The organism is Bacillus sp. TH13, from assembly GCF_016651175.1.
GTDB lineage: Bacteria > Bacillota > Bacilli > Bacillales > Bacillaceae_G > Bacillus_A > Bacillus_A thuringiensis_S.
This window is the reverse complement of sequence record NZ_JAEKEJ010000025.1, coordinates 764,843-777,180: the sequence shown is the minus strand read 5'-3', so window position 1 is coordinate 777,180 and position 12,338 is coordinate 764,843. Positions and strand designations below refer to the sequence as shown.

Genomic DNA, 12,338 nt, shown 5'->3' with positions numbered 1-12,338 from the left:
TGGTTAAAAATATGATTTTTCAATTGTAATATAATATTTTGTTTGCATAAAGTTAGAAAATAGATGGATTGACCCGTAAAACGAATGTTTGGTACAATGAAGCGGGTTAGAAGAGTATATACATACAAATATATAGCATGATTATTTGAATGAAGAACTGAGAAAATCCTTTAGTAAGGGATTATTTTATAACGAGGTGAATGGGGCATTGTTATCGGAATTATCGATTAGAAACTTTGCTATTATTGAAGCATTAAATATTTCTTTTCAAAAAGGTTTAACGGTTTTAAGCGGTGAAACAGGGGCCGGAAAATCGATTATTATTGATGCAATTAGTTTACTTGTAGGTGGCCGTGGGTCAGCAGAATTTGTTCGATATGGAACAGAAAAGGCTGAGATTGAAGGGCTATTTTATGTTGAAGATGAGAAGCATCCATGTATTGAAAAGGCAGAAGAGTTAGATATAGAAATAGAAGATGGCATGATTATTTTAAAGCGTGATATTGCTGCGAACGGGAAGAGTGTATGTCGTGTAAATGGGAAGCTTGTTACACTTAGCATATTAAAAGAAATTGGGAAAACACTTGTTGATATTCATGGACAGCACGAAACGCAAGATTTAATGAATGAAGAACGACATCTTTTTATGCTTGATCACTTTGATGGGGATCGAATCGTTAAACAATTAGATATATATCAAAACGTATACGCTGACTATGAAAAATTAAAAAAACAATTGAAATCGTTAAGTGAAAATGAACAACAAATGGCACATCGCCTAGATTTAATTCAATTTCAGCATGAAGAAATTCGCAAGGCGGATTTAAAGATGGATGAAGAAAATGAATTAACTGAGGAACGATTGCAAATTTCTAATTTTGAAAAGATTTATAAAGCGTTAGGTGATGCATATCGTTCGTTAAGTGCCGACGGAAAAGGATTAGATAATGTAAGAAGTGCAATGGGGCAAATGGAAAGTATTACACATTTAGATGAAGTGTATCAAGAGAATTATGATTCAATTGCAAATAGCTACTACTTATTAGAAGAGGTTGCCTATCAACTGAGAGAAAAGCTCGATATGATGGAATATGATCCAAATCGTTTAGATGAGATCGAAACACGTTTGAATGAAATTCGTATGCTAAAGAGAAAATATGGAAATACTGTAGAAGAGATTTTAGCGTATGCAGATAAAATTGAACAGGAAATTTTTACAATTGAAAATAAAGACGTTCATATTGAAACGACGAAGAAACAGTTGAAGGAATTAGAAAGTGTTATTCTGAAAGAAGCAACGTTGTTAAGTAATATGCGTCATGAGCTTGCAGAACATCTTACAAATGCAATTCATCAGGAATTAAAAGAATTATATATGGAAAAAACGAAATTTGAAGTGAGAATTATGAAGAGAGAAGGAAATGCAGAAGAACCCCTTGTGGAAGGTGCACCGGTAAGACTTACGGCGGATGGTTACGATCATGTGGAATTTTATATTTCAACGAACCCAGGAGAGCCGCTAAAACCACTTTCAAAGGTTGCTTCTGGCGGAGAGTTATCTCGTATTATTTTAGCTTTAAAAAGCATTTTTTCTAAGCATCAAGGGGTTGCATCTGTTATTTTTGATGAAGTGGATACGGGTGTAAGTGGCCGAGTCGCACAGGCTATTGCGGAAAAAATTTATCGAGTATCAGTAAACTCGCAAGTACTTTGTATTACGCACTTACCTCAAGTAGCTTCAATGGCGGATTCACATTTATTTATTCGAAAACAAGTAGCGAATGATCGTACAATTACATCAGTTACTGTTTTAACTATGGAGGATAAAGTAACAGAAATAGCTCGAATGATTTCTGGTGTAGAAATCACAGATTTAACGACAGAGCATGCGAAAGAATTACTTACGCAAGCGCATCATTTTAAACAGACAGCAGAGGCTATCCAGTAATGGATAGCTTTTTTTCTCAAATGACGATTTCTTAATTCTTCCGGTTATAAATAATGCACTGCAAGGAGAGATTAAAAAGTGAAGCCAAGAGGCTGAATGTGGGGTAGGAGCGAGGAGAGTGAACAAGTTGAAATTAGAAAAATTTCGAAAAATAATAGGTCTTTGTCTCCTTGTTTCTTTAGTTTTTATTGGATGTTTTAAACCGCTTCGAACGTTTATTTCATCACCGAAACAACTTGTTGTTTTTGAAGGACAACAATCAGAAATATCATCATTACCAGTTTTCAAAGCTTCATCCACAAATCGTCATGTATTTACAGTGAGTTCGAATGAACAAAAACAAGGACTTATGGTAAATTCTCATCAAAATGGTGAAGCTGATATGGTATTTCAGCTTGCTGGTTTTCCAGTGAAAAAAGTAAATGTGAGAGTGTTAAAAGATTTTAAAGTGATTCCAGGTGGACAATCAATTGGTGTGAAATTAAATACAAAAGGTGTACTTGTTGTAGGCCATCATTTAATTCAAACTGAAAAGGGTAAAATATCTCCTGGTGAAACAGCAGGTGTACAAATTGGAGATATGATTACTGAAATTAATGGTAAAACAATTGAAAGAATGAGTGATGTAGCACCGTTTGTTCATAATAGTGGAGAAACAGGTGAACCGCTTAATCTTGTATTGTTAAGAGATGGAAAATATATTCGTACGAAGCTAACTCCACAAAAAGACAACGGTGAATCGTCTTATCGAATTGGCTTGTATATCCGTGATTCGGCAGCTGGAATTGGAACGATGACATTTGTTCATCCAGATTCTATGAAATACGGGGCACTTGGTCATGTTATTTCTGATAATGATACGAAAAAGCCAATTCAAGTCGAAGATGGACAAATTATGCGCTCGACAGTTACATCAATTGAAAGAGGTAGTCATGGGAATCCGGGGGAGAAATTAGCAAGATTCTCACCAGATCGTGAAGTGATTGGTAATATTACAATTAATAGTCCATATGGTATTTTTGGCAAATTAAATACGAATATGAAAAACGGTATAATGGATAAACCGATGCCTATCGCATTATCTCATCAAGTAAAAGAAGGACCGGCAAAAATATTAACAGTTATTGATCAAGATAAAGTAGAAGCGTTTGATATTGAAGTTGTTAGTACAGTGCAACAAAAATTCCCAGCCACAAAGGGTATGGTAATAAAAGTAACAGATAAACGTCTATTAGCGAAAACGGGCGGTATCGTACAAGGAATGAGCGGAAGTCCAATTGTACAAAATGGAAAAGTAATTGGTGCTGTTACGCATGTATTTGTAAATGATCCAACATCAGGATATGGTGTTCATATTGAATGGATGTTACATCAAGCTGGAATTAATATTTATGATCAAGAGAAAAAAGCGAGTTAATATATATATATTAGCTCGCTTTTTCTGTTGAAAAATTCGTTGAAATTTTGTAAAAGCTCCGCAAGAGGTGTTTTTTGTTGTAAAATAAAAGAAAAGGGTTGAACGTTTCGTTGTATTTCTATGATGGAATGTGTTGCGAAAGGGAATAAATGAACGATAAACATATTTTTTTGTGATTTTATCGGAAAGTAAGAAACTTTAAAAGGGAATTTTCACACAATTGTCGAACAATTCATGTAGCCTAGAAGGATACACATGTCGGAGAATCGATTCGGTAAGGGAGGAAAAGCTGTGGAGAAAATTAAAGTATGTCTTGTGGATGATAATAAAGAACTAGTATCAATGTTAGAGAGCTATGTAGCCGCTCAAGATGATATGGAAGTAATCGGTACTGCTTATAATGGTCAAGAGTGTTTAAACTTATTAACAGATAAGCAACCTGATGTACTCGTTTTAGACATTATTATGCCACACTTAGATGGTTTAGCTGTATTGGAAAAAATGCGACATATTGAAAGGTTAAAACAGCCTAGCGTAATTATGTTGACAGCATTCGGGCAAGAAGATGTGACGAAAAAAGCAGTTGACTTAGGTGCCTCATATTTCATATTAAAACCATTTGATATGGAGAATTTAACGAGTCATATTCGTCAAGTGAGTGGTAAAGCAAACGCTATGATTAAACGTCCACTACCATCATTCCGATCAGCAACAACAGTAGATGGAAAACCGAAAAACTTAGATGCGAGTATTACGAGTATCATTCATGAAATTGGTGTACCCGCTCATATTAAAGGATATATGTATTTACGAGAAGCAATCTCCATGGTATACAACGATATCGAATTATTAGGATCGATTACGAAAGTATTGTATCCAGATATCGCAAAGAAATATAATACAACAGCAAGCCGTGTGGAGCGCGCAATTCGTCACGCGATTGAAGTAGCTTGGAGCCGTGGGAATATTGATTCTATTTCGTCCTTATTCGGTTATACAGTATCCATGTCAAAAGCAAAACCTACGAATTCTGAGTTTATCGCAATGGTTGCGGATAAGCTGAGACTTGAACATAAAGCTAGCTGAGAGTAGAAGTAGCAAAGGGTTTTCGTTTTAGTAAAACCCTTTGCATGCTGGAACTCTATACTCGACAGTAATTTTAAAACTAATAAACTTTTTAATGAAAGACCAATGGATGTTATAATTCGTTGGTTTTTTTATTTTGTTTAGAAAAAGAGATTATTTGATATCATGGAAAATAAAACCTATTTTTAGTAATATTACATGTAAGTGAGTTTTTTATAAGACAATTAAATAGATATAGATAGGGGGAAGGGGAATGAAAAATAAAATTTCAACTTGGCTAGGAATAGTAGCAGCTATGGGAGTTCTTGCTATTGCAGTTACATTTGGAATGTTAGAACTTGCCGATAATCCAGTAGATAAAGAAGTGAGCGCTCAAATAGATAAAAAAGAAGACCAAACAATAGTAGGTAGAGAGGTAGATGGGGTCTTTGTTGATGTGTATGTTACTGAAAATTCTACTGAAAGAGAAGTTATTACAGCGATGCATCGCATGACTCATCAAAAAGTAGTGGCAGAACGAAAATCGGGCTCTATCCCAATGATTCAAAATAATGCTAAAAAATTAAAAGAAATCATAAATCAGAGTAGCTTTGCGAAGAAAAATGAGCTTTTAGCAATTGCTAATAGATGGGCACAAAAAGATTTTAGTAAAATTGTAGAAGATCACAATTATTTCTCGGATGTTCAAGAAGATAACGTTTGTAAAGCAACTAGAGCGATGGATGCGGTAGAAGAGCAACATTATATTTTAACTACATTCGGGGAGGGAAAAGCGAAAGAACTATACGAATCAGGGGATGCTCCGCACGTTCAATAAAAAATAATATAAAGGGTTTCTAGTTTTTTATGATCGTGTTTAAGGACGCAATGGGGGCTTATAAATAAATAGTCTGCTTTCTTTATGACTTGCAACAAAAAAGAAAGCAGACTATTAAATGATGAAGGAACGGCTAAATTGCATCGTAGCACATCTGTTAAAGGATTTTAGCAGGGAAGTCATCCGTGATATAATAGAAAATAATAAAAAGCCCTGCAAAACAGGACTGTATTATTCTTCGTCTTTATTTTGTTTTTCTAATTCAACTAGCTTTTGAATTAAAATGTGTTGCGGCATATGCATGAGTTGTTCAAGTGGAACACCTAGTGCTTTTGATAAGCGGACTGCAGTATCTGGAGAAATTTGCAATGGTCTCATAGAAGTACCTCCTTTTTCGTATAGTATAGCATAAGATTGGGGGAGTGAGGATGACTCTTATATTTGCGCATCGTGGTGCGGCTGGAACGTACCCAGAAAATACAATGCTTTCATTTGAAGCGGCTGAGTCTTTTAGAGCGGATGGAATTGAACTTGATGTTCAATTAACGAAAGATGGAAAAGTTGTCGTCATTCATGATGAAACGGTGGACCGGACAACAAATGGAAAAGGTGCGGTTCGGAATTATGTATATGAGGACTTATGCAAGTTAGATGCAAGTTATAAATTTGGTGATAAAGTAGGTTTTTGTAAAATACCACTTTTAGAAGAGGTATTAGAGTGGCTTGAACAAACGAGTTTGCTACTTAATATTGAACTTAAAAATAATAAAATTCCATACAGAGGTTTAGAGGAAGAAGTTATAACGCTTGTACGGAAATTTAGTTTAGAGGATCGCGTTGTATTTTCTTCGTTTAATCACTACAGTATGAAACGGTGCCATATGATGGCTCCTGATATTCAAACTGCAATTTTATATCGCGAAGGTTTGCATAGTCCGTGGGCATACGCGAAAAAAATGGGGGCTACAGCAGTACATCCGAATTATCGTTACCTTCAAGATGCTATTGCCGAACTAACGATGGAAAGTGGTGTAGAGGTTCGCCCTTATACAATTAATGAAGAAACGCTTATGCGTAAATATTTTGATATGAATATATCGGCGATTATTACTGATTACCCTGAAACGGCAAGAACGTTATTGCCAATAAAAAAATGAGACCGTGTGGAACGGTCTCATTTTTTATTTATAAATAGTGGGGCCTTCCTATCTTCTAAAGCGAGCTTGTACTTTATTTCGTTTACGATCTCGGTGTACGACGAAGCCGCCAAAAATATAAAACCCGAGCCCGAAGCAGAGAGCGCCGATTAAAAATTGTAACCACAGTATAGAGATTGGTGGAAATAGAATCCCAAATACAGTATCTCTCATTAACTTTATACCAAACACAGCTAATGAAATAGGGATGAGTGCTAATAGTAGAGCAACGTAACGCTGCATACATAACGCTCCTTTTCAGATTATTTCGTGTATTTTAATGATGTTATATGGAAAGGTGGTTTGTCAAGAGGTTGCTGAACGAGTAAGATAAAGGTGTGAAAAAATTTGCAGAGCTACTTCGAGAGGAAGTGTAATATATGAAACAAAAAGTATTAATTGTTGGTGCAGGTGAAGGTGGGAGCGCACTGCTGAATCTGTTACAAAGTTCGAATATATTTCAAATTATAGGGATTATTGATATAAATCCGGTGGCAAAAGGATTACAAATTGCTAAGGAATATGGGATTGCAATTGGAGAAAGTGTAACTCCATTTCTTTCTATGCATATCGATGTAATATTTGATATGACAGGTGAAGATGATGTACATAAAGTTTTATTGGAAAAAAAGAAAAAAGACACTCTTCTTATACCAGGTGATATTGCAAAAATTGTTACAGGATTAGCGCATGAGAAGGAAGGGTTAATTGGGCGGTTAGAGGAACAAACGCAACAAGGAGAATTAATTTTAAATTCTACGCATGACGGTATGATCGTAATTGATCGAGAGGGACAAGTTCGTCTTTTTAATAAAAGTGCAGAGCGTATTATCGGATATAAAAAAGAAGAGGTGATAGGAAAATATATTTTAGAAGTTATTCCGACTAGTAAATTACTTCGCATTATACGTACGAAACAAATAGAAGTAAATTATGAACTAACATTAGAGAATGGAAAGAAAATTATTACAACGCGTATACCGATATTAAAAGAGGGCGGAGAGGTACAAGGAGCATTTGCAATTTTTAAAGATATAACAGAAGTTGTAGATTTAGCGGAAGAAGTTACAGACTTAAAAGAAATTCAAACATTATTAGAGGCGATTATTAACTCATCTGAAGAAGCGATTTCGGTTGTGGATGAAAAAGGAAGAGGTTTAGTCATTAACCCGGCATATACGAAATTAACGGGTTTAACAGAAGAAGATATTATTGGGAAGCCTGCTACAACTGATATTGTAGAAGGCGAAAGTATGCATATGAAAGTACTTCGAACGCGTCGTGCGGTGCGCGGAATACATATGAAGATTGGGCAAAAAAAGCGCGATGTAATTGTAAACGTAGCGCCAGTTATTGTGGATGGAATATTGAAAGGAAGCGTCGGCGTTATCCGTGACGTGTCGGAAATTCAAAAGTTAACAAATGAATTGAATAGAGCGAGGCAAATTATTCGCACATTAGAAGCGAAATATTCTTTTGATGATATTGTCGGAAATTCAGATGAAACAACGGCAGCTATCGAACAGGCGAAGCTAGGAGCGAATACACCGGCAACGGTACTGTTACGCGGTGAATCTGGGACTGGTAAAGAATTGTTTGCACATGCAATCCATAATGGAAGTAATCGAAAATACAATAAATTCGTCCGTGTAAACTGTGCGGCCATTTCGGAGACGTTGTTAGAAAGTGAATTATTTGGTTATGAGGAAGGAGCGTTTTCTGGAGCGAAAAGAGGCGGGAAACGTGGGTTCTTTGAGGAAGCGAATAACGGTAGTATTTTTTTAGATGAAATAGGGGAGTTATCTGCAAATACACAAGCGAAGCTCCTTCGTGTATTGCAGGAAAAAGAAATTGTAAAAGTTGGTGGAACGAAAGCGATACCTATTAATGTTCGAGTAATTGCAGCGACACATGTGAATTTAGAAAAGGCTATTCTAGAAGGGAAGTTTAGGGAGGATTTATATTATCGATTAAATAAAATTCCAATTCAAATTCCGTCTCTTCGTCAACGTAAAGGAGATATACCGACAATTGCGGACAGATTGATTCAAAAAATTAATCAAGATTATGGTCGTAATGTAGAAGGGCTCACTGATTCAGCTATTTTATATTTACAATCATACGAATGGCCAGGGAATGTGAGGGAACTTGAAAATATTTTAGGACGAGCAATTATTTTTATGAATTATAACGAGATCTATATTGATGTACATCATTTACCGCCATTACATAACGAAGAGCAGGTGGAGTCAAAGCAATCTCATTTATTACCTGAATTAGAAGAAAAGCCACTTGAACATTTAGTGACAGAGTTTGAAGGGAATATTATTCATGAATATTTGGAGAGATTTGATGGGAATAAAACACAAACTGCAAAAGCGTTAGGAATTTCCGTTCGAAATTTATATTATAAGCTAGAAAAGTATGACTATGCAAAAAATAGCATGCAATAAATTGCGTACCGTGCAATTTATTGCATGGTATACAAAAAGCGACAAAATAAGACAGAATCTTTTGTTATTTTCCAAAGTATTGATTTTACTGCATTTTGAATGCGTTTTCATTATTGGTAAGACCACTTTTAAAAGTTGGCACGGTATTTGCTTTATAAATAGACGAGGGACGACGGAAAGGGTTGATTACAAAATATGAAGTTAGAATACTTAATTGATCAAGCAGCGGGACAGCCTAAAAAAACTGTGGCTGTAGCAGTAGCTGAAGATCATGAAGTAATTGAAGCTGTAGCGAAAGCAATTAAATTACAGCTAGCTCAATTTCGTCTATATGGAAATCAAGAAAAAATAATGGGGATGCTACAAGAACATGGTTTACAAACTTCAGAACATGTTGAAGTGATTGCAGCAATGTCTAATGCAGAGGCTGCAGAACTTTCTGTTAAAGCTGTGAGAAATGGTGAAGCAGACGTGCTTATGAAGGGTAACATCCCAACAGCGAATATTTTGAAGGCTGTGTTAAACAAAGAGTGGGGCCTACGTAAAGGTAGCGTACTTTCACATGTAGCAGCATTTGAAGTTCCAAATTACGATCGTCTTATTTTCGTTACAGATGCAGCGATGAACATCGCACCTGACGTAACACAAAAAGCTGCTATTATACAAAATACTGTAGAAGTTGCCCGGGCAATAGGAATCGACTTGCCAAAAGTGGCACCCATCGCAGCAGTAGAAGTTGTGAATCCAGCGATGCAGGCGACAATTGATGCAGCGATGTTAACACAAATGAATCGCCGCGGACAAATTAAAGATTGTATCGTTGATGGACCACTGGCTTTAGATAATGCAGTATCACAAATTGCAGCAGAGCATAAAGGCATAGTAAGTGATGTAGCAGGTAAGGCAGACATTTTACTCGTCCCAACGATTGAAGCTGGAAATGTGCTATATAAATCACTCGTATACTTTGCGGATGCAAAAGTAGGAGCAATGATTGCTGGCGCAAAAGCACCGATTGTTTTAACATCTCGTGCTGATTCAGCAGAAACAAAAGTATATTCATTAGCATTGGCAGTTGCGACTGCTTCAAAATAAACCAAAAAGGGTAAAACATTAGGGGGAAACGACAATGACATTAGAAATCTTCGAATACTTAGAAAAATATGATTATGAGCAAGTAGTATTTTGTCAAGACAAAGAATCTGGTTTAAAAGCAATTATTGCAATTCATGATACAACACTTGGACCGGCTCTTGGTGGAACAAGAATGTGGACATATGATTCTGAAGAAGCGGCGATTGAAGATGCATTGCGTCTTGCAAAAGGGATGACATACAAAAACGCAGCAGCTGGTTTAAACTTAGGTGGTGCGAAAACAGTAATTATTGGTGATCCTCGTAAAGATAAGAGCGAAGCGATGTTCCGTGCACTAGGACGTTATATCCAAGGACTAAACGGACGTTACATTACAGCTGAAGATGTTGGTACAACAGTAGATGATATGGATATTATCCATGAAGAAACTGACTTTGTAACAGGTATCTCACCATCATTCGGTTCTTCTGGTAACCCATCTCCAGTAACTGCATACGGTGTTTACCGTGGTATGAAAGCAGCTGCAAAAGAAGCTTTCGGTACTGACAATTTAGAAGGAAAAGTAATTGCTGTTCAAGGCGTTGGTAACGTAGCATATCACCTATGCAAACATTTACACGCTGAAGGAGCAAAATTAATCGTTACAGATATTAATAAAGAAGCTGTACAACGTGCTGTAGAAGAATTCGGTGCATCAGCAGTTGAACCAAATGAAATTTACGGTGTTGAATGCGATATTTACGCACCATGTGCATTAGGCGCAACAGTTAATGATGAAACTATTCCACAACTTAAAGCAAAAGTAATCGCAGGTTCTGCAAATAACCAATTAAAAGAAGATCGTCACGGTGACATCATTCATGAAATGGGTATTGTATACGCACCAGATTATGTAATTAATGCAGGTGGCGTAATTAACGTAGCGGACGAATTATATGGATACAATAGAGAACGTGCACTAAAACGTGTTGAGTCTATTTATGACACGATTGCAAAAGTAATCGAAATTTCAAAACGCGATGGCATAGCAACTTATGTAGCGGCAGATCGTCTAGCTGAAGAGCGCATTGCAAGCTTGAAAAATTCTCGTAGCACTTACTTACGCAACGGTCACGATATTATTAGCCGTCGCTAATCATTCATATATAACTTTTACAAAAGGTGTGGTTACCCCTTATGAGGTTTCCACTTCCTTTTGAATTTATTAGTGGAGGTAGCAACATTGTCTGTAAATCGAATTCTTGTTATTAACCCAGGTAGTACATCCACAAAAATTGGTGTTTTTGATAATGAAAGACCCGTTCTAGAAGAAACGATTCGTCATGACGTAGAACAGATTGGAAAATATAAGCGAATTATCGACCAATATGAGTTTCGAAAAGAAACGATTTTAGAAGTTCTACATTCTCATGGTATTAACATTTCAAAATTAAACGCTGTTTGTGGGCGTGGTGGATTACTTCGTCCAATCGAAGGCGGTACGTATATAGTAAACAATGCGATGTTAGAAGATTTAAAGAATGGCTTTAGTGGTCATCACGCTTCAAATCTTGGAGGCATTTTAGCATATGAAATTGCTTCTGGATTAAACATTCCTGCATTCATTGTGGATCCTGTCGTTGTAGATGAGATGGAGCCGGTTGCTCGTATAAGTGGTATTGCTGGTATGGAACGCAAAAGTATCTTCCATGCATTAAATCAAAAAGCAGTTGCTCGTAAAGTAGCTGAACAGTTAAATCATAAATACGAGGATTTAAATTTATTAGTTACACATATGGGTGGCGGTATTACAGTTGGTGCCCATAAAAAAGGAAGAGTAATCGATGTGAATAACGGTTTAAACGGAGAAGGACCATTTAGTCCAGAGCGTGCTGGTACAGTACCAGTAGGGCAACTAGTAGAAATGTGTTTCTCTGGTGAGTATTACCGGGATGAAATGATTAAAAAACTTGTCGGACAAGGTGGACTTGTAAGTTTAATCGGTACAAATGATGCGATAAAAGTAGAGCAAATGGTTGAAAAAGGTGATCCTGAAGCAACTCTTATTTATAAAGCAATGGCATATCAAGTTGCAAAAGAGATTGGCGGAGCTAGCGCTGTACTTCACGGGAAAATCGATGCAATCGTATTAACTGGTGGACTGGCATACAGTAAAATTCTTGTCGATGAAATAAAAGAGCGAGTGGACTGGATTGCAGATGTTATCGTACATCCAGGAGAAGATGAGTTAGAAGCGTTAGCAGAAGGAGCACTTCGTGTATTACGTGAAGAAGAAGCTCCAAAAGAATACGTTGTACGTGAAAAAGAAACGGTAGCTAGGGGTTGA

Annotated in this window: 11 protein-coding genes; 9 read left to right on the top strand and 2 right to left on the bottom strand. The window is 36.5% G+C overall.

Annotated elements, in window-relative coordinates:
• Positions 1-208 precede the first annotated feature (208 nt).
• From recN to JFU02_RS12180, 4 genes are all read left to right on the top strand, one after another.
• Positions 209-1,948, top strand: coding sequence for a DNA repair protein RecN (gene recN, locus JFU02_RS12195; RefSeq protein WP_000947762.1), 1,740 nt, complete (start codon positions 209-211; stop codon positions 1,946-1,948).
• A 118-nt stretch (positions 1,949-2,066) separates the two neighbouring features.
• Complete coding sequence (gene spoIVB, locus JFU02_RS12190) at positions 2,067-3,365, top strand: SpoIVB peptidase (RefSeq protein ID WP_003307836.1); 1,299 nt, start codon at positions 2,067-2,069, stop codon at positions 3,363-3,365.
• A 291-nt stretch (positions 3,366-3,656) separates the two neighbouring features.
• Entirely contained in the window at positions 3,657-4,451 is a 795-nt protein-coding gene (spo0A, locus tag JFU02_RS12185) for a sporulation transcription factor Spo0A (RefSeq protein ID WP_011110369.1), read from the top strand.
• A 253-nt stretch (positions 4,452-4,704) separates the two neighbouring features.
• Positions 4,705-5,268: a PRK06770 family protein gene (locus tag JFU02_RS12180; protein ID WP_086407232.1), complete on the top strand. Its 564-nt coding sequence runs from the start codon at positions 4,705-4,707 to the stop codon at positions 5,266-5,268.
• A gap of 231 nt (positions 5,269-5,499) precedes the next feature.
• Here JFU02_RS12180 and JFU02_RS12175 read toward each other — a convergent pair whose 3' ends face one another.
• On the bottom strand, positions 5,500-5,646 hold the full coding sequence (locus JFU02_RS12175; RefSeq protein WP_001247671.1) for a YycC family protein: 147 nt from the start codon (positions 5,644-5,646) through the stop codon (positions 5,500-5,502).
• A 50-nt stretch (positions 5,647-5,696) separates the two neighbouring features.
• On the opposite strand from JFU02_RS12175, the gene JFU02_RS12170 reads away from it, so the two are divergent.
• On the top strand, positions 5,697-6,425 hold the full coding sequence (locus JFU02_RS12170) for a glycerophosphodiester phosphodiesterase (RefSeq protein WP_000172594.1): 729 nt from the start codon (positions 5,697-5,699) through the stop codon (positions 6,423-6,425).
• 48 nt (positions 6,426-6,473) lie between these two features.
• Here the strand turns inward: JFU02_RS12170 and JFU02_RS12165 are convergent, their stop codons facing one another.
• Positions 6,474-6,707: a DUF2627 domain-containing protein gene (locus tag JFU02_RS12165; RefSeq protein WP_001190212.1), complete on the bottom strand. Its 234-nt coding sequence runs from the start codon at positions 6,705-6,707 to the stop codon at positions 6,474-6,476.
• Positions 6,708-6,844: 137 nt separating this feature from the next.
• On the opposite strand from JFU02_RS12165, the gene JFU02_RS12160 reads away from it, so the two are divergent.
• From JFU02_RS12160 to buk, 4 genes are all read left to right on the top strand, one after another.
• The gene (locus JFU02_RS12160; RefSeq protein WP_000810980.1) at positions 6,845-8,917 is read left to right on the top strand and encodes a sigma-54 interaction domain-containing protein; all 2,073 of its coding nucleotides are present in this window, start codon (positions 6,845-6,847) and stop codon (positions 8,915-8,917) included.
• Between the two features lie 195 nt (positions 8,918-9,112).
• The gene (gene yqiS / locus JFU02_RS12155; RefSeq protein ID WP_000764675.1) at positions 9,113-10,012 is read left to right on the top strand and encodes a phosphate butyryltransferase; all 900 of its coding nucleotides are present in this window, start codon (positions 9,113-9,115) and stop codon (positions 10,010-10,012) included.
• A gap of 34 nt (positions 10,013-10,046) precedes the next feature.
• Entirely contained in the window at positions 10,047-11,147 is a 1,101-nt protein-coding gene (locus tag JFU02_RS12150; RefSeq protein WP_000171355.1) for a leucine dehydrogenase, read from the top strand.
• A gap of 87 nt (positions 11,148-11,234) precedes the next feature.
• Entirely contained in the window at positions 11,235-12,338 is a 1,104-nt protein-coding gene (gene buk / locus JFU02_RS12145; protein ID WP_000115776.1) for a butyrate kinase, read from the top strand.

Excerpts from the sequence above, each read along its gene's own strand:
- JFU02_RS12180 (WP_086407232.1), top strand. The coding sequence starts at position 4,705 with ATGAAAAATAAAATTTCAACTTGGCTAGGAATAGTAGCAGCTATGGGA.
- JFU02_RS12175 (WP_001247671.1), bottom strand. The coding sequence starts at position 5,646 with ATGAGACCATTGCAAATTTCTCCAGATACTGCAGTCCGCTTATCAAAA.
- JFU02_RS12170 (WP_000172594.1), top strand. The coding sequence starts at position 5,697 with ATGACTCTTATATTTGCGCATCGTGGTGCGGCTGGAACGTACCCAGAA.
- JFU02_RS12165 (WP_001190212.1), bottom strand. The coding sequence starts at position 6,707 with ATGCAGCGTTACGTTGCTCTACTATTAGCACTCATCCCTATTTCATTA.
- JFU02_RS12160 (WP_000810980.1), top strand. The coding sequence starts at position 6,845 with ATGAAACAAAAAGTATTAATTGTTGGTGCAGGTGAAGGTGGGAGCGCA.
- yqiS (WP_000764675.1), top strand. The coding sequence starts at position 9,113 with ATGAAGTTAGAATACTTAATTGATCAAGCAGCGGGACAGCCTAAAAAA.
- JFU02_RS12150 (WP_000171355.1), top strand. The coding sequence starts at position 10,047 with ATGACATTAGAAATCTTCGAATACTTAGAAAAATATGATTATGAGCAA.